The organism is Defluviimonas salinarum, assembly GCF_026013545.1.
Classification (GTDB): domain Bacteria; phylum Pseudomonadota; class Alphaproteobacteria; order Rhodobacterales; family Rhodobacteraceae; genus Albidovulum; species Albidovulum salinarum.
In genome coordinates this window covers 68,679-93,337 of the sequence record NZ_JAPDOG010000004.1, presented here as the reverse complement: position 1 = coordinate 93,337, position 24,659 = coordinate 68,679, and the positions used below count along the sequence as shown (strand labels likewise).

21 protein-coding genes are annotated in these 24,659 nt (G+C 66.8%); 14 read left to right on the top strand and 7 right to left on the bottom strand.

What is annotated here, in order from left to right; all coding sequences use genetic code 11:
• Positions 1 to 81 precede the first annotated feature (81 nt).
• Both hfq and hflX read left to right on the top strand, forming a co-directional pair.
• Positions 82 to 315: an RNA chaperone Hfq gene (gene hfq, locus OM960_RS05985; protein WP_105512925.1), complete on the top strand. Its 234-nt coding sequence runs from the start codon at positions 82 to 84 to the stop codon at positions 313 to 315.
• Positions 312 to 1,619 carry a GTPase HflX gene (gene hflX, locus OM960_RS05980; RefSeq protein ID WP_264771474.1) on the top strand — a complete coding sequence of 436 codons (1,308 nt, stop codon included), beginning with the start codon at positions 312 to 314 and terminating at the stop codon, positions 1,617 to 1,619. The genes hfq and hflX overlap by 4 nt, the downstream gene beginning before the upstream one ends.
• 32 nt (positions 1,620 to 1,651) lie before the next feature.
• Here the strand turns inward: hflX and OM960_RS05975 are convergent, their stop codons facing one another.
• Positions 1,652 to 4,117, bottom strand: a complete 2,466-nt coding sequence (locus tag OM960_RS05975) for a penicillin acylase family protein (protein ID WP_264771360.1) — start codon at positions 4,115 to 4,117, stop codon at positions 1,652 to 1,654.
• Positions 4,118 to 4,253: 136 nt separating this feature from the next.
• Between OM960_RS05975 and OM960_RS05970 the strand changes: the two genes are divergently transcribed.
• The gene (locus OM960_RS05970; protein WP_263332904.1) at positions 4,254 to 5,126 is read left to right on the top strand and encodes an NAD(P)-dependent oxidoreductase; all 873 of its coding nucleotides are present in this window, start codon (positions 4,254 to 4,256) and stop codon (positions 5,124 to 5,126) included.
• Positions 5,127 to 5,317: 191 nt separating this feature from the next.
• Here OM960_RS05970 and OM960_RS05965 read toward each other — a convergent pair whose 3' ends face one another.
• Together OM960_RS05965 and hemB are read right to left on the bottom strand one after the other, a co-directional pair.
• The gene (locus tag OM960_RS05965; protein WP_263332902.1) at positions 5,318 to 5,875 is read right to left on the bottom strand and encodes a lipid-binding SYLF domain-containing protein; all 558 of its coding nucleotides are present in this window, start codon (positions 5,873 to 5,875) and stop codon (positions 5,318 to 5,320) included.
• 129 nt (positions 5,876 to 6,004) lie between these two features.
• On the bottom strand, positions 6,005 to 7,000 hold the full coding sequence (gene hemB, locus OM960_RS05960) for a porphobilinogen synthase (RefSeq protein ID WP_263332900.1): 996 nt from the start codon (positions 6,998 to 7,000) through the stop codon (positions 6,005 to 6,007).
• Positions 7,001 to 7,118: 118 nt separating this feature from the next.
• On the opposite strand from hemB, the gene OM960_RS05955 reads away from it, so the two are divergent.
• Both OM960_RS05955 and mfd read left to right on the top strand, forming a co-directional pair.
• Positions 7,119 to 7,646: a component of SufBCD complex gene (locus tag OM960_RS05955; protein WP_263332899.1), complete on the top strand. Its 528-nt coding sequence runs from the start codon at positions 7,119 to 7,121 to the stop codon at positions 7,644 to 7,646.
• 30 nt (positions 7,647 to 7,676) lie between these two features.
• A complete protein-coding gene (gene mfd / locus OM960_RS05950; RefSeq protein WP_264771359.1) occupies positions 7,677 to 11,117 on the top strand; it encodes a transcription-repair coupling factor in 3,441 nt (1,146 codons plus the stop codon).
• Positions 11,118 to 11,136: 19 nt separating this feature from the next.
• On the opposite strand, the gene OM960_RS05945 is transcribed toward mfd, so the two are convergent.
• Genes OM960_RS05945 through OM960_RS05935 form a run of 3 tightly spaced genes read right to left on the bottom strand, consistent with a single transcriptional unit; the run spans position 11,137 to position 14,524 of the window.
• On the bottom strand, positions 11,137 to 12,360 hold the full coding sequence (locus OM960_RS05945; protein ID WP_264771358.1) for a multidrug effflux MFS transporter: 1,224 nt from the start codon (positions 12,358 to 12,360) through the stop codon (positions 11,137 to 11,139).
• Positions 12,357 to 13,016 carry a DsbA family oxidoreductase gene (locus OM960_RS05940; protein ID WP_264771357.1) on the bottom strand — a complete coding sequence of 220 codons (660 nt, stop codon included), beginning with the start codon at positions 13,014 to 13,016 and terminating at the stop codon, positions 12,357 to 12,359. The genes OM960_RS05945 and OM960_RS05940 overlap by 4 nt, the downstream gene beginning before the upstream one ends.
• Positions 13,013 to 14,524 (bottom strand): class I adenylate-forming enzyme family protein, encoded by a 1,512-nt coding sequence (locus OM960_RS05935; RefSeq protein WP_264771356.1) that lies wholly within the window; start codon positions 14,522 to 14,524, stop codon positions 13,013 to 13,015. Before OM960_RS05935 ends, OM960_RS05940 begins: the two co-directional genes overlap by 4 nt.
• A gap of 84 nt (positions 14,525 to 14,608) precedes the next feature.
• Between OM960_RS05935 and OM960_RS05930 the strand changes: the two genes are divergently transcribed.
• From OM960_RS05930 to OM960_RS05895, 8 genes are all read left to right on the top strand, one after another.
• Entirely contained in the window at positions 14,609 to 15,235 is a 627-nt protein-coding gene (locus OM960_RS05930) for a helix-turn-helix domain-containing protein (protein ID WP_263332889.1), read from the top strand.
• Between the two features lie 30 nt (positions 15,236 to 15,265).
• The gene (locus OM960_RS05925) at positions 15,266 to 16,888 is read left to right on the top strand and encodes an alpha-D-glucose phosphate-specific phosphoglucomutase (protein ID WP_263332887.1); all 1,623 of its coding nucleotides are present in this window, start codon (positions 15,266 to 15,268) and stop codon (positions 16,886 to 16,888) included.
• Positions 16,889 to 16,942: 54 nt separating this feature from the next.
• Positions 16,943 to 17,815: a glucosamine kinase nucleotide-binding domain-containing protein gene (locus tag OM960_RS05920; RefSeq protein ID WP_263332885.1), complete on the top strand. Its 873-nt coding sequence runs from the start codon at positions 16,943 to 16,945 to the stop codon at positions 17,813 to 17,815.
• The gene (gene nagA, locus OM960_RS05915) at positions 17,815 to 18,978 is read left to right on the top strand and encodes an N-acetylglucosamine-6-phosphate deacetylase (protein WP_264771355.1); all 1,164 of its coding nucleotides are present in this window, start codon (positions 17,815 to 17,817) and stop codon (positions 18,976 to 18,978) included. Before OM960_RS05920 ends, nagA begins: the two co-directional genes overlap by 1 nt.
• Positions 18,979 to 19,121: 143 nt before the next feature.
• Entirely contained in the window at positions 19,122 to 19,808 is a 687-nt protein-coding gene (gene rpe, locus OM960_RS05910; RefSeq protein WP_264771354.1) for a ribulose-phosphate 3-epimerase, read from the top strand.
• Positions 19,809 to 19,825: 17 nt separating this feature from the next.
• Positions 19,826 to 20,380, top strand: coding sequence for a thioredoxin family protein (locus tag OM960_RS05905; RefSeq protein WP_264771353.1), 555 nt, complete (start codon positions 19,826 to 19,828; stop codon positions 20,378 to 20,380).
• Positions 20,377 to 21,039, top strand: coding sequence for a phosphoglycolate phosphatase (gene gph / locus OM960_RS05900; protein WP_264771352.1), 663 nt, complete (start codon positions 20,377 to 20,379; stop codon positions 21,037 to 21,039). Before OM960_RS05905 ends, gph begins: the two co-directional genes overlap by 4 nt.
• 95 nt (positions 21,040 to 21,134) lie before the next feature.
• Positions 21,135 to 21,998, top strand: coding sequence for an MBL fold metallo-hydrolase (locus tag OM960_RS05895; RefSeq protein ID WP_264771473.1), 864 nt, complete (start codon positions 21,135 to 21,137; stop codon positions 21,996 to 21,998).
• Between the two features lie 13 nt (positions 21,999 to 22,011).
• Here OM960_RS05895 and OM960_RS05890 read toward each other — a convergent pair whose 3' ends face one another.
• Positions 22,012 to 23,196, bottom strand: coding sequence for an NAD(P)/FAD-dependent oxidoreductase (locus OM960_RS05890; protein ID WP_264771351.1), 1,185 nt, complete (start codon positions 23,194 to 23,196; stop codon positions 22,012 to 22,014).
• Between the two features lie 222 nt (positions 23,197 to 23,418).
• Here OM960_RS05890 and OM960_RS05885 point away from each other — a divergent pair, with 222 nt between their 5' ends.
• On the top strand, positions 23,419 to 24,186 hold the full coding sequence (locus OM960_RS05885) for a LuxR family transcriptional regulator (RefSeq protein ID WP_263332873.1): 768 nt from the start codon (positions 23,419 to 23,421) through the stop codon (positions 24,184 to 24,186).
• Positions 24,187 to 24,659: the final 473 nt, after the last annotated feature.

Below are 24,659 nucleotides of genomic sequence, written 5' to 3'. Positions count from 1 at the left end.
GAGCATACTCGCCTCAAGCTCCCGGTGCAGCGCCGAGGGGCGGAAGCGACTCGCGAAGAAAACAACAAGGCGACAATAAACATGGCTGCCGACAAGCAAAATTTACAAGATGCCTTTCTTAACCATGTCCGCAAGGCGAAGGTTCCGGTCACGATCTTCCTGATCAACGGGGTGAAGCTGCAGGGGGTGATCACCTGGTTCGATAACTTCTGCGTGCTGCTGCGCCGCGATGGCCAATCGCAGCTTGTCTACAAGCATGCGATCTCGACCATCATGCCGGGCCAGCCCATCTCCCTTTACGAGGGCGAAGACTGATCGATCCCAAGACTGTCAAGGACCGCCCGACACGGGCCTACGTCCTTCATCCAGATCTGAAAACGGCGCGGACGCGTCGCCTGCCGGAGCATGCGCTTGCCGAGGCGGTGGCGCTTGCCGCGGCGTTGCCCGACATCGCCGTGGTCGGTGCGGACGTCGTGCGTCTGGGCAAGGTGCATCCCGGAATGCTGTTCGGCTCCGGCAAGATCGAGGAACTGGGCCTTCGCTTCGCCGAGGCCGGTATCGATCTTGTGCTGGTCGACGGTCCGGTGAGCCCGGTCCAGCAGCGCAACCTCGAGAAGGAGTGGAAGGTCAAGCTCCTCGACCGGACCGGCCTGATCCTGGAGATCTTCGCCGACCGGGCGCGGACCCGCGAGGGCGTGCTGCAGGTCGAGCTCGCGGCGCTGAACTACCAGCGCACGCGGCTCGTGCGCGCCTGGACCCATCTCGAACGTCAGCGCGGCGGACTCGGCTTCGTCGGCGGCCCCGGCGAGACCCAGATCGAAGCCGACCGGCGTGCGATCGACGAAGAGGTCGTGAAGATCCGCCGCCAGCTCGAAAAGGTGGTGAAGACGCGCGAGTTGCACCGCGCGGCACGGCGCAAGGTGCCGTTCCCGATCGTGGCGCTCGTCGGCTACACCAACGCCGGCAAGTCGACGCTCTTCAACCGCATGACCGGGGCGGAAGTGCTGGCCAAGGACATGCTCTTCGCCACGCTCGACCCGACCATGCGCGGGGTGGTGCTGCCATCGGGCAAGAAGGTGATCCTGTCGGACACGGTGGGCTTCATCTCGGACCTGCCGACACAGCTCGTTGCGGCGTTCCGCGCGACGCTCGAGGAGGTGCTGGAAGCCGACCTGATCCTGCATGTGCGCGACATTGCCCATCCCGAGACCGAAGAGCAGGCCGCCGATGTCGGCGAGATCCTCGAAAGCCTCGGGGTCTCGGAAGAGGTGCCGATGTTCGAGGTCTGGAACAAGATCGACATGCTGGCCCCACCGCTGCGCGAGGCACTCCTGGTTCAGGACGCCCGCAAGCCCGAGGTTCACGCCGTCTCGGCGCTTACCGGGGAGGGGCTTGCGGCATTGCTCGACGCAATCACCACCGCGCTCGATGACGAGCGCTACGAGGTCGAACTGGTCCTGCCCTTCACCGCCGGCCGCGCGCGGGCCTGGCTCCACCGCGAAGGCGTCGTCGTGACAGAGGCCGACTGCGAGGACGGTCACCACGTCACCGTGCGCTGGAGCGCGCGGCAGAAGGCGGCGTTCGAGGCGCTCCGGGACACGGACAGCCAGCCCGGCTGAGGCCGCCGGGTTTGGCGCCGCGGCATGGGCGGCTACGGCGTACCGGTCGGCGTCAGGACCATGATCCCGGTCGCCGCGGCGCGCGCGAGTTCGGGGTCGAGCGACATCGGTACATATTCGCCCCGGCGCCACAGAACGCTAAGATCGTCGTAATGGCGGCTCAGGGGATGGCCCGACTGTCCCGTCGAGATGATGAAGACCGAACTGTCGGGATCGGCGAAGTCGTAGACCCCGCGGTAGCCGGCGCCGTTCACGTTGAGAAACGGCTCGTCGCCGTTGCCGGCCGTGAGCCCGCGGTCGAGCGTGTGGTCCCCGCCGCTCTTCGACTGGCGGATGTTGACGACCCACTTGAGGAACGGCGTGCGCCCCAGAACCGGATGGTCCTGCGCCGCCTGGTGGGCGTCGCCCCAGCGCCAGCTCTCGACGTTCGACCCGTAGCGCTCCGACAGTTCGAGAACCGCGTCGTCGAGCGCGAGACTCGCAACCTCGGCGCAGGTCTCGATCGGCGCAGACTGCATTACGTCGCACCAGCGCGAGGCGCCGTCGATGTCGCGGTAGACGCGTTCGATGAACAGCGGCTCGACATGGGAGAAGGAGTCGGCAAGCGGTCCGAGTTCGTCGCGGATCAGCCGATTCTGGAGCGCCCTGACCCAAGCCGCGTAGATCAGCGGTTCGGGCAGGTGTTCGTTCATGTCGCCGTCCCACTCGGCCAGTACCTCGAGCGCGGTCTGCCGGAGACGTTCCTGCGTGCCGGTGGGCGCGGCCTCGCCGGTGAACCAGAGGTCGGCCGCGATGAGGGGCAGCAAGGTGCGGGCGGCCGGAGACACGGTGTCGAGCTGGGCCGCGATGAAGCTCTCGCGGCTGTGGACCTCGCGCTCCTGCATCAGCCGGGTCCAGCGCTGGACCCGCTGGGTGTCGCCCCAGCGAAAGGCGACATGGTTCGGGAACGGACGGTCGACTGTCTTGTTGTTGGTGTTTCCGACGATCCCGCCCTCGGGATTGAGAAAGCGCGGATTGTCCGAATAGGGCATCCGTCCGGTCCAGCGGTTTTCCGGCTTCCAGCCGAGCGCGGGCAGGCGGCCCTGACCCTGCATCGCAGCAGGGCGCTCGGGCATGGCGCCGAACATCACCATCGCGATCCCTTCAGCATCCGCCATGACCACATTCTGCGCCGGTGCGACGAAATCCTTGCCCGCCTCGATGCCGTCCTCGACCGATTGGGCGTGCATCAACTTCATCGCCGAGGTCATCGACTTGTCCGCCGGATCGAGCGCGGTCCAGTTCAGCGCCGCGACATGGCCGGGCGGGGTGACGGAGGCAAGGTCGAAGTGAGAGCCCGGAATGATCGGGCCGTTGTCGCTCCACCGGAGCGTTACGGTCACCGGCGGCGCGTCCTTGACCTCGATGATTGAACGGCGGTTGACGAAGGGCTTCCAGCCGTCCTGGGTCCGGTAGCGTTCCGGATCGGCGGGATTGAGCTCCTCCATCCGGATGTCCTGGTCGTCGAGCCAGGCGGTGCTGATCCCCCAGCCAAGCCCGGCATTGCGTCCGGTGAGGACGGCGGGAATGCCCGGGATCGTGCCCCCGATGACACCGCCGGTCTCGAGTTCGAGGCGTGCGAGGTACCAGAGCGAGGGCGCGCTGAGATCGAGATGCGGGTCATTGGCCAAAAGCGAGCCGCCGGCGGCCGAGCGGTTCGGCGCCGCGGCCCAGGCGTTGGAGGCGCCGGCGAACGGCATCGTGGCCACCGGCGACAACGGGTTATGGACGCGTTCGAGTGCGGCGAAGGAACGCTTCACGCCCGGCATCAGGCTCGCATAGGGCGGCAACGCGGCCACGCCCTTGCCGGGAACGTCGGGCATCAGGTCGCGCGCCCAGTCCTGCGACAGGAGCGACAGCCGGGCGGTGAGGACCTCGGACGCGATCTGCCCGGTCGCCCGCATCGCCATCAGCTTCAGGATCGCGATGGAATCGGCCGGCTGCCAATAGGGGATCTCGTTCGAGAAGAGGAAGAACTCCGGCGCGCCGCGGCCCTTCGCCTCTTCGTTGACGATGCCGATCCAGGCGTTGACCCCCTTGGCATAGGCCTCCAGCGCCGCCTTCGTCGTCTCGTCCTGCGCCGCGACCGACTTAACAGCGAGGCCGTAGAGATCGAGCCGGCGCATCAGTTCGTCGGTCTTGACGCTCGCGGTCCCGAAAACCTCCGCAAGCCGGCCCTGCGCGGTGCGCCGCAACATGGTCATCTGCCAGAGCCGGTCCTGCGCGTGAACGAAGCCGAGCGCGAAGAAGACGTCGGAATCGCTTGCCCCGAAGACATGCGGCACATTGGCGGTGTCGCGTACGATCTCGACCGGCGCGGTGACACCGGTCACGCGGAAGTCCTCGTCATAGTCCGGCAGCGAGCGCGACGCGAAGTAATAGCTCAGACCCAACGCCGCCGCGGCCAGGACGACCAGCCCGGTGAAGATACGCAGAAGCCAGCGAAACACGGTTGCCATGAAGGTCGGGGCTCGGATCAGGTCACAAGACGGCGCGCCCGATGCCGGCGCCGCCCCATGGGACCGGTTGACGGCACGGGCAGGGCGGTTAACTAGGGCAGAACGGGCTGAACCGCAATGATCTTGGGAGGATGAGATGGCGAGGTTGGCATTTCTCGGCTTGGGCGTGATGGGCTTTCCGATGGCCGGCCATCTTGCTGCCAGGGGGCACGAGGTCACGGTCTACAACCGCACGCCCGCGAAAGCCGAGGCCTGGGTGGCTAGGCATGGCGGCGCCGCGGCCCCAACGCCGGCGGAGGCGGCCCGGGGCGCCGATTTCGTGATGGCCTGCGTCGGCAATGACGACGACCTGCGCATGATCTGCACCGGCGAGGACGGCGCGTTCTCCGGAATGTCGAAGGGCGCGGTCTTCGTCGATCACACGACGGTCTCGGCCGCCGTCACCCGCGAGCTGGCGGCGAGCGCGGCCGAACGCGGGATCGGCTATGTCGACGCGCCGGTCTCGGGTGGTCAGGCCGGGGCGGAGAACGGCGTGCTCTCGGTGATGTGCGGCGGCCCCGAGGCGGACTATGTGCGCGCCGAGCCGGTCATCGCCGCCTATGCCCGGATCTGCCGGCGCCTCGGCGATACCGGCGCGGGGCAACTCGCCAAGATGGCCAACCAGATCTGCATCGCCGGTCTCGTCCAGGGCCTCTCCGAGGGGCTCCACTTCGCCGAGAAGGCCGGGCTCGATATCGAGGAACTCGTGGAGGTGATCAGCCAGGGCGCAGCCGGATCGTGGCAGATGGTCAACCGCCACAAGACCATGGCTGAGGGGAAGTTCGACTACGGCTTCGCGGTCGACTGGATGCGCAAGGATCTCGGCATCTGCCTCGCCACCGCGGACGAGAACGGCGCGAGCCTGCCGGTTACGGCGCTCGTCGACCAGTTCTACAAAGACGTGCAGAAGATGGGCGGCGGCCGCTGGGACACGTCAAGCCTGATCGCCCGGCTCAGAAAGCTCGACTGACCGTAGAACTGCTGCGGCGTCGGAAGGGGGCGCTGCCCCCATCCCCGCTTGCGCGGGGATTCCCCCGGAGTATTTAAGGACAGAAAGCGGCCGCGGCCTGTCTCACTTTCTGTTCTCAAATACTCTCGGGGGGCGCGGGGGGCAGACAGCCCCCCGCTTCGATCCGTCCGGCGCCGCGCCGAACGAAATCTTCAGGGAATGATCCGCGTGTACTTCGTGCCTTCGACTGTCGCGCCAGCGATAAAGCCCGCCTGGCCGAAGACCATCGCCACGACCGGCGAGGTCGTCGTTGTCGTGTCGGCACCGAGCGATCCGCCGCCCTCGGGCGTGGCATACTTCGCGTCCGCGCCGGCAACCCAGCCGTCGGCCCTGCGGAAGTCGGCGAGCGCCTGCGGCGTCATGAAGAACAGCGCATGGGCGTATTGCTGCGCGCCGACCTGCAGGCCCCAGCTCGCCTGGGTCGCCGAGTAGTAGTCGACGGTGATGTCGTTGATCCGGAGCGCGCCCTGCCCGTAGGCGCCACCGAAGAAGAGACCGGCCTCGGTCATCAGCGGCATGTAGAGCACACCGGAGGCCCGGTTCGTCAGATCGACCGTGCCCGGATAGCGATCGCGCAGGAAATCCCGCGTGGCGTCGACCCGCGCGTCGAGCTGCGCCGCGCCGGAACCTCCCACCCCGTTGCCGCAAGCCGAAAGCCCCAACAGGGCGCTGCCATAAAGAATTGCTCCGCGACGGGTAAGTCCGCTCATCTCGCTGCTCCGCTCTCAATGCCGACGTCGACCTTATCTGGCCGTTTCAACACCATCTATAGTGCAGATTGCCCGCCCTGTCATCAAGACTTGCGCAGCACGCGTTCAACTCCGCGAGACCTCGCCGGATCAGCCGCGCAGGATACGCGCGATGTCTGGGGCGAAATAGGTGAGGATCCCGTCGCATCCCGCGCGCCGGAACGCGAGCAGGCTTTCGAGGATCACCTCCTCCTTCACCCAGCCGTTCAGGATTGCGCCCTTGAGCATCGCGTATTCGCCAGAGACCTGGTAGGCAAAGGTCGGCGCGCCGAACTCGGCCTTCACCGCGGCGCAGATGTCGAGATAGGCAAGCCCCGGCTTGACCATCACCATGTCCGCCCCTTCAGACAGGTCGCGGGCGACGAGCCTCAGCGCCTCGTCACGGTTCGCCGGGTTCATCTGGTAGGTCTTCTTGTCGCCCTTCAGGGCGCCGGACGCGCCGACGGCGTCGCGGAACGGGCCGTAGAAGGCGGAGGCATACTTCGCGGCATAGCTCAGGATCGCCACGTCCTTGTGACCCGCCGCCTCTAGCCCGGCACGCATCGCGCCGATCCGTCCGTCCATCATGTCCGAGGGGCCGATAATGTCGGCCCCCGCCTCGGCCTGGGCGAGCGCCATCCTGACCAGCGCCTCGACCGTTTCGTCGTTGAGGATGATTCCGTCCCGCACGAGCCCGTCGTGGCCATTGGCATTGTAGGGGTCGAGCGCCACGTCGGTCATCACCGCGAGCTCCGGCACCGCCGCCTTGATCGCGCGTACGGCGCGGTTGGAGAGGTTCTCGGGGTTCCAGGCCTCTTCGCAGGCTTCGGTCTTCGTCGTGGGATCGGTGTAGGGAAAGAGGCAGAGGGCCTGAATCCCCAGCCTTGCCGCCTCCTCGGCGGCGCGCACCGCGCCCTCGACGGTCAACCGTGACACGCCCGGCATCGAAGGCACGGCCACGTCGGCGCCGGGAACGTCGGTGACGAAGATCGGCCAGATCAGGTCGCTCACGCCGAGCCGGGTTTCGGCCACGAGATCGCGCAGGGCGGCCGTGCGGCGCAGGCGCCGGAATCGGGTGGCGGGGTAGGGGGCCTGGATCGGGGTCATGTCGCGGTCTCTTCTCTGCGGTCGAAAATACGGGTTGCACGGTTCGCACCATATCTCAAGGGTGGAAACCGCCGCAGGGCGCCGCTAGCATCGAACCGGCAGGCATCGGGGAAACGCCTTGGACTTTACGCAAACGCTTCACGACCTGATCGACTTTCGATCGTTCTCGAACCTCTGGTACTGGATCGCTTTGGCGGTCACCTGGTCGGCAGCATCGCACCGGGTGCTTGGCATCCCGTTCGACATGGTGATGCGCGCACGCCGATTGGGCGGGAAAGCGGAGCAGGATCTTCAGGACATCGTGCGGGTCAATGTGACCCGGATCCTTTATATCGGCCGCGAAGCCGGCGTGATCCTGATGGCCATGTTCAGCTTCGTGCTCACCACTCTCGGGCTTCTGGGCTTCCTCTACCGGGTGGAATTCTGCCAGGCGATCTTTCTGATCGCGCTGCCCATGTCGCTGGTCGGCTTGCTCAGCCTGGCGACGGCGGCCCGGATCGAGGAGCATGACGAGCAGGGAGAAGTTCTGCGCCGGCGGCTTTCGATGCATCGGATCATGGTCCAGGCGATCGGAATCGTCTCGATCTTCGTCACCGCGTTCTGGGGCATGCTGCAGAACATGAACCTCTCGATCCTGCCCGGTTGACTCCTGCGCCGGGCGGGATAGGTGAGGGCGATGACCATGCCTGCCCATATCACGCTCTCCGGCGCGCCCGAGGGATTCGACGCCCGCCTCCTCGCCCGTGAGCTGGCGAAGGGCGCGCCCGTCCTTCATGTCGCGCGCGACGACAAGCGTATGGAAGCGATGCGGGCCGCGCTCGCCTTCTTCGCGCCCGACGCACTGGTCCTGACCTTCCCGGCCTGGGACTGCCTGCCCTTCGACCGCGTCTCGCCGAATGCCGATGTCTCCGCGACCCGGATGGCGACGCTCGCGGCACTTGCGCAGGGCCTGCCGGGGCCGTTCATCCTCCTGACCACGCTCAGCGCCGCGACGCAGCGCCTTCCCGCGCGCGAGGTGTTGGCCGCCGCCTCGTTTACCGCCCGCGTTGGCCAGCGGATCGACGAGGCCGCCCTTCGCGGCTTCCTCGTCCGCATGGGCTTCTCGCAAAGCCCGACCGTAACGGAACCCGGCGACTACGCCGTCCGCGGCGGCATCATCGATATCTTCCCGCCGGGCGAGGGCGGCCCGGTCCGGCTCGACCTGTTCGGCGACGTGCTCGACGGCGCCCGACGCTTCGATCCGGCAACGCAACGAACGACCGAGAAGCTGACCGCAGTAGAACTCGCGCCGGTCTCCGAGATCATCCTCGACGAGGCGGCGATCACCCGCTTCCGGCAGAACTACCGCATCGAGTTCGGCGCCGCCGGCACCGACGATCCGCTTTACGAGGCGGTGAGCGCGGGACGCAAGCACGCCGGGATGGAGCATTGGCTTCCATTTTTCCACGAACGGCTGGAGACCTTGTTCGACTACCTGCCCGGCGCGAGCGTGATGCTCGACGACCAGCTCACCCCGGCGCGGCTTTCGCGCTGGGAGGGGATCGAGGATCAATACGACACCCGGCGCGAGGCGATGCGGCGCAAGGACCGGCTGGATTCCGTCTACAAGCCCTGCGCGCCGGGGTTGATGTATCTCGACGATGCCGGCTGGCAGGTGGCTATTGCTGGTCACCGGGTGATCCAGTTCGTCGAGCTGCCGCAGGCGACCGGGCCCGGTGTCCTTGACGCCGGCGGCCGGATCGGTCGCAACTTCGCGCCCGAGCGCCAGCTTGAAAACGTCAATCTCTTCAGCGCTCTGGCCGACCATCTGAACGCGCGCCGCGCGGATGGACAGGTGGTGGTCGCCTCCTATTCCGAAGGCGCGCGCGAGCGCCTCAAGGGCCTCCTGGAAGACGAGGAGGTGCTGGGCACCACGCTTATCCGCGACATTCGCGACGTGCCCGAGGGCAAGGGCGGGCTGTTCCTTGCGGTCTGGGCGCTCGAACACGGGTTCGAGGGTGGCGGGCTCACCGTGATCTCCGAGCAGGACGTGCTTGGCGAGCGGCTGATCCGCGGCGCGAAAAAGCGCAGGAAGGCCGAGAACTTCCTGACCGAAGCTCAATCGCTTTCGCCGGGTGACCTCGTGGTCCATGTCGACCACGGCGTCGGCCGCTATACCGGGCTCGAGACGATCACCGCGCTCGGCGCGCCGCATGATTGTGTGGCGCTCGAATATGCCGGCGGCGACCGGCTCTACCTGCCGGTCGAGAACATCGAGCTTCTCAGCCGCTACGGCCACGAGGAGGGGCTGCTCGACAAGCTCGGCGGCGGTGCCTGGCAGGCGAAGAAGGCGAAGCTCAAGGAGCGTATCCGCCAGATCGCCGAGCGGCTGATGCGGGTCGCGGCCGAGCGGCTGCTGCGCAAGGCGCCGATCCTCGAGGCGCCGCATCACGAATGGGACGCCTTCGCCGCGCGCTTCCCCTACCAGGAGACCGACGACCAGCTGTCCGCCATCGAGGAGGTGGCGGGGGATCTCGCCGAGGGCCGCCCGATGGACCGGCTCGTCGTCGGCGATGTCGGCTTCGGCAAGACCGAGGTGGCGATGCGCGCCGCCTTCATCGCCGCGATGTCCGGGGTCCAGATCGCGGTGATCGCGCCGACGACGCTACTCGCCCGCCAGCATTTCAAGACCTTCTCGGACCGCTTCCGGGGCACCGCGATCACCGTGCGGCCGCTCTCGCGCTTCGTTTCCGCCCGCGACGCCGCGCAGACGCGCGAGGGCCTGGCCGAGGGCACGGTGGATATCGTCATCGGCACCCATGCGGTGCTCGCCAAGGGAATGAAGTTCCGCAATCTCGGCCTTCTCGTCATCGACGAGGAGCAGCATTTCGGTGTCACCCACAAGGAGCGGCTGAAGGAGATGCGGTCGGAGATCCATGTCCTCACCCTGACCGCGACTCCGATCCCGCGCACACTTCAACTTTCGCTCACAGGTGTCCGGGATCTCAGCATAATCGGCACTCCGCCGATCGACCGTCTGGCGATCCGCACCTATGTCAGCGAGTTTGACAGCGTGACCATCCGCGAGGCGCTCCTGCGCGAACGCTACCGTGGCGGCCAGAGCTTCTACGTCGTCCCGCGCATCAAGGACCTGCCCGGGATCGAGGAGTTCCTGAAGACCCATGTGCCCGAGGTCAGCTATGTCATCGCGCACGGCCAGATGGCGGCGGGCGAACTCGACGAGCGGATGAACGCGTTCTACGACGGCCAGTACGACGTGCTCCTGGCGACGACCATCGTCGAGAGCGGGCTCGACATTCCGACCGCGAACACGATGGTCGTGCACCGGGCGGACATGTTCGGCCTGTCGCAGCTCTACCAGATCCGCGGCCGGGTGGGGCGGTCGAAGCTGCGGGCCTATTGCTACCTCACCACGAAGCCGCGCCTGCCGCTCACGCCGAACGCGCAGAAACGGCTGCGCCTCCTCGGCAGCCTCGACAGCCTCGGGGCGGGGTTCAACCTTGCCTCGCAGGACCTCGACCTGCGCGGCGCCGGCAATATTCTCGGCGAAGAACAATCCGGTCATATCAACGAGGTAGGCTACGAACTTTATCAATCGATGCTTGAGGACACGATCGCCAGGATCAAGGCCGGCGATCTCGAGACGCCCATCGCCGAGGACGGGCAATGGTCGCCGCAGATCAATCTCGGCGTGCCGGTGATGATCCCGGACAGCTACGTTCCAGATCTTGACGTGCGTCTCGGGCTCTACCGCCGGCTCTCCTCGCTCACGACGAAGGTGGAGCTCGAAGGCTTCGCCGCCGAGCTCATCGACCGCTTCGGCCCGGTGCCGAAGGAGGTCAACACGCTGCTCGTGGTCATGCGGATCAAGGCGATGTGCCGGCGGGCGCATATCGGCCGGCTCGACGCCGGCCCGAAAGGCGCGACGGTGCAGTTTCACATGGACAAATTCCCCAATCCGGCGGGCCTCGTGGATTATCTGCAGGCCGAGCGGGGAATGGCCAAGATCAAGGACAACAAGGTCATCGTCCGGCGCGACTGGAGCAAGGACAGCGACAAGATCAAGGGGGTCTTTGCGATCGCCCGCGAGCTTGCCGAGAAGGTCCGCCAAGGCTGACCCCGGCTGCCGTGGCGGCTCACCCCTCCGACCTTGGCAGCAGGAGCATCAGCAGCAGCGCCACGACGGAGCAGGCGAAGACCCCCGCCATCAGCGGCACGGGCGTGCCATCGAAGGCAAGCCGGACAGGCTCTGCGACCGCCACCGACAGCACCGTTGCGAGCGCGGTGACCAGCGACGCGGCCGTTCCCGCGATATGGCCCATCGGCTCCAGCGCGAGCGCGTTCAGGTTGCCGATCGTCGTGCCGAGCATGAAGAAAACCGTTGTCGTCCAATAGAGATAGAGCCAGAAGCTGAACCATTCCGGCACGAGGCCGAGCGCGAACACAGCCGCGATGACCCCGGAATTCACCGCCTGCAAGGCGAAGCTCGCGGTCGCAAGTCGCCGCATGCCGAGCCGCGTCACGAGCCGCGCGTTGAGCAGGCTTGCGCTCGCGGCGATCACGGCGATCAGCGCGAACCATCTCGGAAAGCTCTCGGCCCGGCCGAAGCTCTGGTCGAAGACCTGCTGGGTGGAGGCGAGGGTCGCAAAGAGGCTTCCGAAAACCAGCGTCAGAACCAGCGTCACCAGGATCACGAGCCGGTGGGACGCCACCTCGCGCGCCGCGGCGAGGAGCGGGGCGGGAGAGAAGGCGCGGCGCCGTTCCCTGGGCAGCGTCTCGGCCTGGCGCAGGCCGAACCACGACATGCTGAGCAGCGCGAAGAGAACGAAGGCCATGAAGATCGCGCGCCAGCCGAATCCCGCGATGATGAAAGAGCCGAAGAGCGGGGCCACCGCGGGCACCAGCGCGAAGACCATCATCACGAACGAGATCAGCCGCGCCATCTCGCGTCCGGCATAGAGGTCTCGGACCAGCGCCAATCCGGCAACGCGCGGCCCCGCGACGCCGAGCCCCTGGAGGATCCGCGCCGCCAGCACCAGTTCCAACGTCGGCGCCGCCCAGGCCAACAGCGCGCCGAGGCAGTAGAGCAACGCGCCGCCAATGATCACCACACGGCGGCCGAACGCGTCCGAGAGCGGGCCGGTCACGAAGGTGCCAAGCCCCATGCCGAAGACGAAGCTGGTGATGATCAGTTGCGCCCGGTTCGGCGCCGCGGGCGCGAGTTCCACCGCGATCTCCGGCATGGCCGGCAGCATCGCGTCGATCGAGAAGGCGGTCATCGCGAACATCATCGCGAGAAGCGCCACGAACTCCGGCAGGGGCAGGCGCCGGGCCGGCGCGATGTCGGCTGCGGTGGTCACGTCTCGCTATTCCTGCGCAATTCGGCAATGCGCTCAGACAGTTCCTCGACGATCTTACCCCATGTCGCGGTCGGCTGGGCGCCCTGAAGCACATGGCGCTCGGCGATGATGAAGGTCGGGACCGCGTTCACGCCGCGCTCGCGGGCATGCTCGATCCGGGCGCGGATCTCCTCCACATCGCCATCGCCATCGAGGAGACGGCGCATCATGTCCCGGTCGAGGCCGACCTCGCCGGCGATATCGGCCAGCGTATCGGCATCGCCGACATCGCGCCCGTCGCGCCAGAGCGCGCGGAACAACGCCGAGACCATCGCCGTCTGTCGGCCCTCGAACCCGGCCCAGTGGATCAGCCGGTGCGCGTCGAGCGTGTTCGGTGCCCGCTGAACCCGGTCGAGGTTGAGCTCGATTCCGGCCTCGGCGGCGTGGCTGACGAGCGGCGCATCGGCGCGGGCGGCGCCTTCGCGGCCGCCGAACTTCGCCTCCATGTAGGCGCGCCGGTCCATGCCTTCCTTCGGCATCTCGGGATTGAGCTGGTAGGGATGCCACTCGATGACGAACGGATGCTCCGGATGGGCCTCGAGCGCACGATCGAGATAGGCTTTTCCGACATAACACCAGGGACAGGCAATGTCAGAAAGAATATCGAGCCGGATCATGGTGTTTCCTTCCATTCCTCACGTAGCGCGCGGCGATTGATCTTGCCGTTCGCGGTCACCGGCAAGGCGTCGCGGCGAAGATAGAGCCGCGGCTGCTTGTAGCGCGCGAGGCAGGCTTCGGCATGCGCCGCCAGCTCGGCCTCGGGTGCCTCCCCGATGTAGAAGAGGGCGATGACGCTGGCATCGGCCTTGACCTTGAGTTCGACCGCCGCGCTGGCGCCGACGCCGGGATGGCTGTTCAGCGCGGCTTCGATCTCGGCCGGCGAGACGCGGAAACCGCCTGCGTTGATCATGTCGTCGGCGCGGCCCAGCGAGGTGATCGCGCCATCTTCGGCCATCGTCACCATGTCGCCGGTCTGGAACCAGTCGCCCTCGGGAGGGGCAATTGTATCGCCTTCAAGCACGCCAAGGAACAGTCCGGGATCGGTGCGATGCACGGCGAGGATGCCCGCCTCGCCGCGTTCGGCGGGAAGACCGTTGCCCCCGAGAACCGCGATCCTGCGGCCCGGCTGCGGATAGCCGGTCGCGCCATCGGGCGCGGGGCGGAGCGGGCTGGATGAGAGGAAGGTCGAGCATTCCGACATTCCCATCGCCTCGTGCAGGTCGGTGCCGGTAGCGTCGCGCCAGGCCTGGCGAATCGCCAACGGGAGTTTTTCGCCGGCCGACAGACCATGCCGGAGCCGGGGCAGGACGAGCGGTCCTCCTTGCGCGAGGAGTTTGCGATAAACGCCGGGAACAGCGGCAAAAACCGTGACGTCGAACCGCTTCGCCAGAAGCGGGAGCTGCTCGACCGCCACGCCCTCTGCGGCGACCAGCGCGGTGGCACCGGCTACCCAGGGATCGAAGAGCCCGGTGCCGAGCGTGTAGGTCCAGTTCAGCGCCCCGGCATGCATCAGCCGGTCCTCTGCGCCTATGCCGGTCCAGCCCCCGGCCATCATGCCACGGGCCCAGACCGCGCGATGGGCATGGGCGACGGCCCGCGGACGGCCGGAGGTGCCCGAGGTGAAGACGACATAGCCGAGCCGGTCTGGATCGCCGAGCGCCCAGTCGGCGGGCGGGCGCGCCTCGAAGCCGCGGAGCTCGGCTTCGCTCAGGACCGGGCAGGGGGCGGGATCGGGCAGGGCGATACCCTCGCCCGCGACGATCAGCTTCGGCGCGAGCGCGGCACAGAGCCGGGCCACCTCGCCGGATGTGAGGCCCGCCGCGGTCGGCACCGGCACCAGCCCCGCAGTCACCGCGCCGAGGAAGGCGAGCGGAAAGGCGACTCCGTTGCCGAGCCGCAGCATCACCCGGTCGCCGGGCACAAGCCCCCGCTCCAGAAGACCGGTCGCCACGCCGCGCACGGCGGCCTCGAGCCGACCGTAGCTCCAACGTTCGGCACCCGAGGGCCGCAGGATCTGCAGCGCGACATGGTCAGGCCGGGACCCGGCGGCGGCAAGCACATGCCGCGCAAGGTTGAACGGCGCGGGGCAGGCGGGCCAGGGCAGAGGATCGGTAACGGAGCGCATGCCCCTCGCTACGCCGCCCGTCCAGCCGTTGCAAGCCGGGGTGGAATGGCGCTATTGCACTGGTGACCCTCTTGGAATGATCAGATGAGCGACATCGACCCGACCGGAATGATCCGCATCGCCCGTGCGGACGGCGCCGAGAGCGAGCCGGCCGAGCCGCTCAACCTCGGCCAGCGAGTGCGCGACCTGAGAAAGGAGCGCGGCTGGACACTGGAACAGGCTGCGGGGCAGGCGGGGCTCGCGCGCTCGACCCTCTCGAAGATCGAGAACGGCCAGATGTCACCGACTTACGAGGCGTTGAAGAAGCTCGCCGAGGGCCTGTCGATCACGGTGCCCCAGCTCTTCACGCCGCCGTCGAAGGCGCAGATCTCGGGGCGGATGGCGGTGACCAAGGCAACCGAGGGCCAGGCCCACGCCACCGCGACCTACGAGCACCGGCTGCTCGCCGGCGCGCTGCGGGCCAAGCAGATGCTGCCCTATACCGCGCGTATCCGGGCACGCGCGATCGAGGAGTTCGACGGCTGGGTCCGCCATGACGGCGAGGAGTTCCTCTATGTCCTGACCGGAGTCGTCCGGCTGTACACAGAGTTCTACGAACCCGTCGATCTGCGCCGTGGCGACAGCGCCTATTACGACGCGACGATGGGCCACAACGTGATTTCGCTGAGCGCCGAGGATGCAACGATCCTCTGGGTGACCAGCCTGATGTAGGCCCGGAACCGGGCCGAGAGGGAGCAATTGATGCGTGTGACGTGCAGTCCGAAGGACGGGCAGAAGCCCGGAACCTCGGGATTGAGGAAGAAGACGAAGGTCTTCATGTCAGAGGGTTATCTCGAAACCTTCGTCCAGTCGATCTTCGACGCGACCGGCGGCGCGAAGGGTAAGACCTATGTTGTCGGGGGCGATGGGCGCTACTTCAACGAACGCGCGGCGCAGGTGATCCTGAAGATGGCTGCGGCCAATGGCGCGCGGCGGGTGATCGTCGGCCAATATGCGCTTCTGTCGACGCCCGCGGCCTCGCATCTGATCCGGCTCAACCACGCCGACGGCGGCATCATCCTATCGGCCTCGCACAATCCCGGCGGGCTGGAGGCGGATTTCGGGGTCAAGTTCAACACCGCCAATGGCGGCCCGGCGCCAGAGGCGATGACCGAGGCGATCCACGCCCGGACGAAGGTGATCGACGAGTATTTCATTGCCGACGCGGCGGATGTGAACTTGTCGAGGATCGGCACGCAAGAGATTGGCGGGATGGAGATTTCCGTCATAGACCCGGTCGCCGACTATGCCGCGCTGATGGAAAACCTGTTCGACTTCGACGCGATCCGCGCGATGTTCGCGCGCGGCTTCAGGATGCGGTTCGACGCGATGTGCGCCGTGACCGGTCCCTACGCCCGCGAGATCCTCGAGAACCGCCTCGGCGCGGCACCGGGCACCGTCGTCAATGCCGAGCCGCTGCCGGATTTCGGCGGCATGCATCCCGATCCCAACCCGACCTGGGCGCATGATCTCATGGAGCGCATGTTCGGCCCCGAGGCGCCCGACCTCGGCGCGGCTTCCGACGGGGACGGCGACCGCCACATGATCGTCGGCCGCGGCATCTACGTCGCGCCCTCGGACGGGTTCGCCGTACTCGCCGCCAATGCCCATCTCGCGCCGGGATACCGGGACGGGCTGAAGGGCGTCGCCCGCTCGATGCCGACCTCCGCGGCGGTGGACCGGGTCGCCGCCGCGCTCGGCATCGGCTGCCATGAGACGCCGACCGGCTGGAAGTTCTTCGGCAACCTCCTCGATTCCGGCCGCGCGACGCTCTGCGGCGAAGAGAGCTTCGGCGCCGGATCGGATCACGTGCGTGAGAAGGACGGGCTCTGGGCGGTTCTTCTTTGGCTGAATATCCTTGCGGAACGCACTGAAAGCGTTTCAGAAATCCTCAATGGCCACTGGCGCCGATTCGGCCGGAACTACTACTCCCGGCACGATTACGAGGCGCTGCCGTCAGACGTTGCCGAAGCGGTGCTGGCGACCCTGCGCGCGAAGCTCCCGGAGTTGCCGGGGCAGGAGATCGCGGGCCTCACCGTCGCGGCTGCCGACGACTTCGCCTATGCCGATCCGGTCGACGGATCGGTCTCGCGGGGGCAGGGGTTGCGGATCGTCTTCACCGACGGTTCGCGCGTGGTGCTGCGGCTCTCCGGAACCGGGACCGAGGGCGCGACGATCCGGCTGTACCTCGAACGCCATGTGGCGGGGCCGGACGGGCTTTCGGAGGAGGTCCAGACCGCGCTCGCGCCGGTTCTGGAGGCTGCGGAGACGCTCGCCGGAATACGGAGCCGAACCGGTCGCGCGGGGCCGGACGTCATTACCTGAAGAGACCATCGTCAATCTTCGACTGGGCATCGCTGAGAGGACGGGATCGAGAACATGGTCGAGGCGCCAATCCTGATCGGCCTTGACGGCGGCGGCACGTCTTGTCGGGCGGCGCTGTGCCTCGGGTCCGGCAAGCGTGTCGAAGTGGTCGGCGGGCCCGCGAACGTCTCGGACTTCGCCGGCGCGATGGCGCGGATCGCGAGCCTGCTGCCGCGCCTCGCGAAGGCCGCCGGTCTGCCCAAAGCCGCACTCGGGCAAGCGGTTGCGCATCTCGGGTTGGCGGGCGTCATGGACGCAGCGATGGCCGACCGGGTCGTCGCAGGGCTGCCGTTTGCCCGCGTCACCGTCACCGACGATCAGCCGACGATGATCGCGGGCGCGCTCGGGCTGGATGACGGCGTGGTCGCGGCGATCGGCACCGGGTCTTTCATCGGCCGCCAGACCGGCGGCAGGATCCGCAGCGTCGGCGGCTGGGGCTTCGCGCTTGGCGACCAGTCCTCGGGCGCCTGGCTCGGCCGCCGTCTGCTGACCGAAACGCTGCTGGACCATGACGGGATGGCACCGTCGAGCCGCCTGACAAGAGCCACGCTGGAGAGGTTCGGCGGTGCCGCCGGGATCACCGCCTTTGGACTGAGCGCATCCCCGGCCGAGTATGCCGCGCTCGCGCCGGACATTGTTGCCGCGGCCACAGCCGGGGACGCGGTGGCCGGGCGCCTGATGGGCGAGGGGGCCGCCTATGTCGAACGCGCGACCGCCGCGCTCGGTCTGGCCGAAGGCGAGCCGCTGTGCCTGGCCGGAGGTCTTGGCCCAGCTTACGCAGCATGGCTCCCTCCGGCCCTCGCCGAGAGGATCGTAGCACCGAAGGGCAGCGCGCTCGACGGCGCGCTTGCGCTTGCGGCGCGGTTGGCGGCCTTGGAGGTACAGTGATGCCGACGCTCTATCACGGTGCCATGATCTTCGACGGCGACCGGCTCGGTCCCGGCGCGCTTCTCGTCGATCGGGGCCGGATCGCCGCGATCCTGCCGCCAGAGGCGCGGACCGGCGGAGTCGAGACGGTAGCTCTTTCGGGCGGGATTCTCGCGCCGGGATTCGTTGATCTGCAACTCAACGGCGGCGGCGGGGTGATGTTCAACGACGCGCCGAGCGTCGCGACCCTAGCCCGCATCGCCGAGGCCCACGCGCGGTTCGGCACCCTGACGTTCCTGCCGACGCTGATCACCGACACGTCCGCGCAGACGCGCGCCGCGATCAACGCGGTCGAGGGGGCGATTGCCGCGCGCATATCCGGTGTCGCAGGGCTCCACCTCGAGGGGCCGCATCTGAGCCTTGCCCGGAAGGGCGCCCATGATCCCGCGCTGATCCGGCCGATGGAGGAGGGCGACCTCGCGATGCTGCTCGACGCCGCGCGGCGGTTGCCGAGGCTCATGGTGACGCTGGCGCCCGAAAGCGTGAGCCTCGCGCAGATATCGGCCTTGTCCGAGGCCGGCGTGATCGTGTCCCTCGGCCACACCGACGCGGATTTCGCGACCTGCAAGGCCGCCGTGACCGCCGGCGCGCGGCTCGCCACGCATCTCTTCAACGCCATGAGTCCACTCGGCCACCGGGAGCCGGGCCTCGTCGGCACGGCGCTGACAACCGGAGCGCTCGACGCCGGGCTGATCGCCGACGGCATCCATGTGCATCCGGCTGCAATGGCGGCCGCGCTGGCGGCCAAGGCCGGGCCGGGCGAGATCTTCCTCGTGACCGACGCGATGGCGCCAGCCGGAGCCAGAATCCGGCGTTTCGAATTGAACGGTCGTGAGATCCTCAGACGGGATGGAAGGCTCACGCTTGCGGACGGCACGCTCGCGGGTGCGGATCTGAACTTTACACGCGCGATCCGGGTGTTGCGCGACGATGTTGGCGTCGCGCTCGACCGTGCGCTGGCGATGGCGAGCCGGATCCCGGCGCGCGTGCTTGGCCTCACAGATCGGTGCGGCATGCTGGAACCGGGGCGCGATGCGGATTTCGTCCATCTCACGGATGACCTGAGACTCGCGGGAGTTTGGCGGAAGGGCGTGCCCGTCGATTCCGACACCAATATCCGATAAGCCGAATTATGTAATTTAAAGATGGAAGAATTCGGCCTGAAACTGCCTCCATTGCCAGTATTTGCCGCAAGTCGAAGCTGCATTCTGGCGTTGTGGACCTTTTGCCGCTAGACGGTTCTCGACAACAATCCCGGAGCCTTTCCATGCCCTTCGACCGCAAGATCAAGATCGCCCCGTCGATCCTCTCCGCCGATTTCGCGAATTTCGGTCAGGAGATCCGTGCCATCGAGGATCAAGGCTGCGACTGGGTTCATGTCGATGTGATGGACGGCCACTTCGTGCCGAACCTGACCTTCGGCCCGGCCATGTGCAAGGCGATCCGGCCGCATATCCGCACGGTCATGGATGTGCACCTGATGATCGCGCCGGTCGATCCCTATATCGACGCCTTCGCCGAGGCCGGCGTCGACATCATCACCGCTCATGTCGAGGCCGGCCCGCATATCCACCGCACGCTGCAAGCCATTCGCGCGACAGGAAAAAAGGCTGGCCTCGCGATCAATCCCGGAACTCCGGCCGACGCTGTCGCGCCGGTCATGGATCTCATCGACCTGGTTTGCGTAATGACGGTGAACCCCGGCTTCGGCGGGCAAAAATTCATTCATTCCCAAATAGATAAGATCCGCTCCTTGCGTGCCATGATCGGCGATCGCCCGATCCATATCGAGATCGACGGCGGCATCACGCCCGAGACCGCGCCGTTGGTCGCGGCAGCCGGCGCAGATGTCCTGGTGGCCGGATCGGGCGTGTTTTCCGGCGGTTCGGTTGCGAAGCCCGAGGTCTACGGCCAGAATATCGCTGCGATCCGCAAGGCGGCCGAAGCCGCCTGAAGTCAGAGGAAAACGCCATGGCAGTATCTCCGCCCGTCTGTGAGTTTGGCTGGAAAGCGGTGGATTTCACGCTGCCCGGCACGGATGGCCGCGACTGGTCATTGTCCGAGATCGCGGGTCCGAAAGGCACGCTGATCATGTTCATCTGCAACCACTGCCCCTATGTCCAGTCGGTGATCGACCGCATCGTCCGGGATGCGAAGGCGCTGCAGGACCTCGGCATTGGTGCCGCCGCGATTTCTTCCAACGACGCTCTGGCCTATCCGCAGGACGGCTTCGACGCCATGAAATCCGAAGCCGTCCGGCACGCCTTCACCTTCCCCTATCTCTACGACGAAAGCCAAGCCGTCGCAAAGGCTTACGGCGCGACATGCACACCCGACTTCTTCGGCTTCAACGCGGCGCTCGAGCTTCAGTATCGCGGCCGCCTCGACGCGTCGGGCCGCCAGGCCGCGGCTCCTGACGTCAGGCGCGAGCTCTACGAGGCGATGCGGATGGTCGCGGAAACCGGCAAGGGACCGGAGCACCAAGTCGCCTCGATGGGCTGCTCGATCAAGTGGAAGGCGGCGTGAGCCCTGCCCCGGCGCTGATCTTCGATCTCGACGGCACGCTGATCGACAGCTTGCCCGATCTCGCGGCGGCGGTGAACAGGATGCTCGCGGCCGAGGGTCAGCCACCGATGGTGCCGGCCCGGATCCGTTCCTTCGTCGGCGACGGCGCCAAGGTGCTCGTGGCCCGCGTCATGGCCGAGCGCGGGATCGACATGGCCCGACACGATGCGCTGGCCGGGCGGCTGGTGGCGGACTACACCGAACGCTCCGCCGAGTTCACGACGGTCTATCCTCATGTCCGCGAGACGCTCGGAACGCTGAGATCCGACGGGCACCGGCTCGGGATCTGCACCAACAAGCCCGCCGCGGCGACGGCCTCGGTTCTTGACGCGCTCGGGCTCGCGCCGTTCTTCGACTGCGTCGTCGCCGGCGACACCCTGGCCGAACGAAAGCCCCACCCTGCCCCGCTCCGCGCCGCCTGCGCGGCACTCGGCGGCGACTGCGTCTTCGTCGGCGACAGCGAGGTCGATGCGCACACCGCCGAAGCCGCCGGCATGCCGTTCCTGCTCTTCTCCGCCGGGTATCTTCGCGTGCCGCGCTCGGAGATCCGTTTCGCCGGCGACTTCGACGATTTCCGCGACCTGCCCCAATTCGTCGCGCGAGTCCGGGCGCTGACGTGACCTTTAGCGTTTCACCACACATATTCATCACTTGATATGTGTTTGGCGTTGACCATATCCTGTGGAGACGATCCCGGAGGCAGACCATGACGCTCGTGAAACCTGACGTGACCGCGTTTTTCGACGAGGCGACCAACACGGTGAGCTATGTCGTCGTCGATCCCGGCAGCTTGGCCGCCGCGGTCGTGGATTCGGTTCTCGACTTCGACTACGCCTCGGGCCGCACCGGCACGGCTTCGGCCGATCGCGTGATCGCGCATATCCGCGCGAAGGGACTGCGGGTCGAATGGATCCTCGAAACCCATGTCCACGCCGATCACCTCTCGGCCGCGCCCTATATCCAGGAACGCCTCGGCGGCCGGATCGGCATCGGCGAGAAGATCACGGTCGTTCAGAACACCTTCGGGAAGGTCTTCAACGAGGGCACCGAGTTCCAGCGCGACGGCAGCCAGTTCGACCGCCTGTTTCGCCACGGTGACCAGTTCGGGATCGGTGCGCTCGAAGGCCGGGTCCTGCACACGCCCGGCCACACGCCGGCCTGTCTGACCTATGTGATCGGCGACGCGGCCTTTGTCGGCGACACGCTCTTCATGCCGGATTTCGGCACCGCACGCTGTGACTTCCCCGGCGGCTCGGCCGAAATGCTCTACGACTCGATCCAGAAGATCCTCGCCCTGCCCGACGAGACGAGGATCTTCGTCGGCCATGATTACAAGGCCCCCGGCCGCAACGATTTCGCCTGGGAGACGACGGTCGCCGAGGAGAAGACGCGCAACGTCCATATCGGCGGATCGCGCTCAGCCGCGGAGTTCGTCGCCTTGCGCGAAGCGCGCGACCGGACGCTCGACATGCCGAAGCTGATCATCCCGTCCTTGCAGGTGAACATGCGGGCGGGCCGGATGCCGCCGCCCGACGAGGATGGCGGCACCTATCTCAAGGTTCCCGTCGACAAGCTGTGACCCCGCGGGCGCGTCAGACGACGGCGCGTTCGAGGAAGGGCCGGTTCTCCAACACGCGCTCCGGCCCGAGCGGCGAGAGGTCGAGTGTCTCGTAGCGCCCCGTAAGGATCAGTTCCGCCATGCCGCGTCCCACCGCGGGCGCCTGCTGCAGGCCGTGCCCGGAAAAGCCGGTCGCGACGTGAAAATTCTCGGTCCCCGGCCAGCGCCCCAGGATCGCGTTCTGATCCAGGCGGTTGTAATCGTAGTGACCGACCCAGAACCGCATCACCTTGACCGCGTCGAAGCCCTCGCTCCGGTTGTAGAGCCGCGGCCAGATCAGGTCCTCGAACTGGGCGTGATCGGGCTCCCAGTCCGTCTCGTCGCAGGGACCGTCGTCGATCGGCACCGTCGCGGTGATCCAGGTGCCGTGTTCGGGGCGCAGGTAGATCCCGGTATGGTCGATGATCAGGGGGGCGTCGGCGTGCCGGGCGTTTGGCGCGTCGACAACGAAGACCGTGCGCTTGCGCGGCTCGACTGGCAGCGCAATGCCCGCCATCGCGCAGATTTCGGTCGAGCCGGTGCCGGCCGCGCAGAGAAAGGCGTCGGCAGACACCCTGCCCCCGGTTTCGAGCATTGCGGCCGTGACGCGTGCGCCCTCCCGCTCCAGCCCCACGGCCCGGTCATGGACGAAGACCGCGCCGCGCGCCCTGGCACCCGCCCGGAACCCGTTCAGCAATCCCATGTTGTCGAACCAGCCCTCGTCCCGCGCGCCGATGCTGCCGGCGACCACATCGTCGAACTGCATCCACGGATAGCGCCGCGCGAGTTCCGCCCGGCCGAGCACTTCGGTCGCCGCTCCGAGCCCGCGCTGCATCGCGGCCAGCTCCTCGAGCACCTCGGCCCCCGTCTCGGTTCCGGTCAGGAACAGGTAGCCGTTCTCCTTCAGGCCGAGCGAGGGAACCCCGCCCTCCGGGCCGATTCGCGCGCCGAAATCGCGGATGAACGCGGCGCCGAAGCGCGAGATCTCGACGTTCACGGGATTTGAGAACTGCTGACGTACCGAGGCCACCGAGAGCGCCGTCGCGGCGCGGGCATAGGTCGGGTCTTTCTCGACCACCATGACCCGCAGGCCGGGTGCAATCCCGAGCAGCCACCAGGCCGTCGCCGCACCGGTGACCGCGCCGCCGACGATCACTACGTCCCAATGTCCATCCGTCATGGCAGGCTCCGCTCTGGTTGTGCGCCACATTAGGTATCACGAACGGGTGAAATGAAAAGTGGCTCCCCTCGACAGTGTTCAGACGGCATGGCACAACTTGAACGGGGATAGTGTCATGGCTTCTTTGATTCAGTTGGCCACACTCACGGTTGTTCGTGATCATTCCGCCGCGTTGGACGCAGGCGGCTACGGCCTTGGTCAGACCTCCGCACGGAGGCGCTGATGAAGCCGCCGTCCCCGATCATCCCGCATCTGGAACGGGTCATTGAGGCAGAAACCATCGAGGAGATCTGGTCGCTTCATCTCGCCAAGATGGCGGAATACGGCTTCGACCGCCTGCTCTACGGCTTCACCCGGTTCCGGACCTCGACCTCCTTCGGCAATGCCGACGACCTCCTCGTCCTGTCGAATCACGACGAGCGGTATCTCGACCTGTTCGTGAGATCCGGCCTGTTCAATCACGCTCCGATGGTGAACTGGGCTGCCGCGAATGAAGGAACGTGTTCCTGGCGGCTGATCGACGAGGTGGCCGCTAGTCGCGAACTAAGCGATATCGAGAAGCAGATCGTCGATCTGAACTTCCGCTATGACATCCGGGCGGGCTACTCGATCAGCTTTCGGGACGTCTCCGTCCGCGCGAAGGGCGCCATCGGTCTTTGCGCCAGGCCCGGCATGCGACAGTTCGAGGTCGACTCCATGTGGGAGGAGTTCGGTTCCGAGATCGCCATCATCAACAACATCACCCACCTCCGGATCACGGCGATGCCCTTCGCCTCGTCGCGCCGGGCCCTGACGCCACGCCAGCGTGAGGCGCTCGAATGGGTCGGTGACGGCAAGACCATGCAGGACATCGCCACGATCATGGGGCTGACGCCGGCCACGGTCGAGAAGCACCTTCGCCTTGCGCGCGAGGCGCTCGACGTCGAGACCACAGCCCAGGCGGTCTTGAAGGCCTCGTTCCAGAATCAGATCTTCATGCTTCCGGAGTGATCTGGCTCCGCATTGTTTCTAACGGCAGGACAATGATCGGTCTGGAGACGGAAGGTTTTGCAGTTCGACCGCTTGCGCTCAAGACTTCGTTACAATTCAGGCGGGTATGGATTCCCATACTTTCCTTACGTTGGGTAAACCTGCAATATCTTCCTCGTTCCGTGAGTGGTGGCATTGGCCAGGAACTGCTCCCCCGGACCAGCCCGTTTTTTACGGGGGAATGGGGGGCCCGGGAAACCGGAAGTTGGGCCTGCCGGATGCTTTCTCATCTGGCAGGTTCGACACGAAGACGCGCCCTGTCCTCATCCCCAACAGGTGCTGGCGCGACATCGGGTGGTACGCCTCTTGGCGAGGCGTACCACCCACCCTTTTATAGCCCCCTCAATCTGTGTCGGTTCGACGGCGCAGCGAGAATCCCTGAATTCCGTTGATTCAAATCAGCCTGAAAAGCCGGAAAGCGGACAACGTGGGAA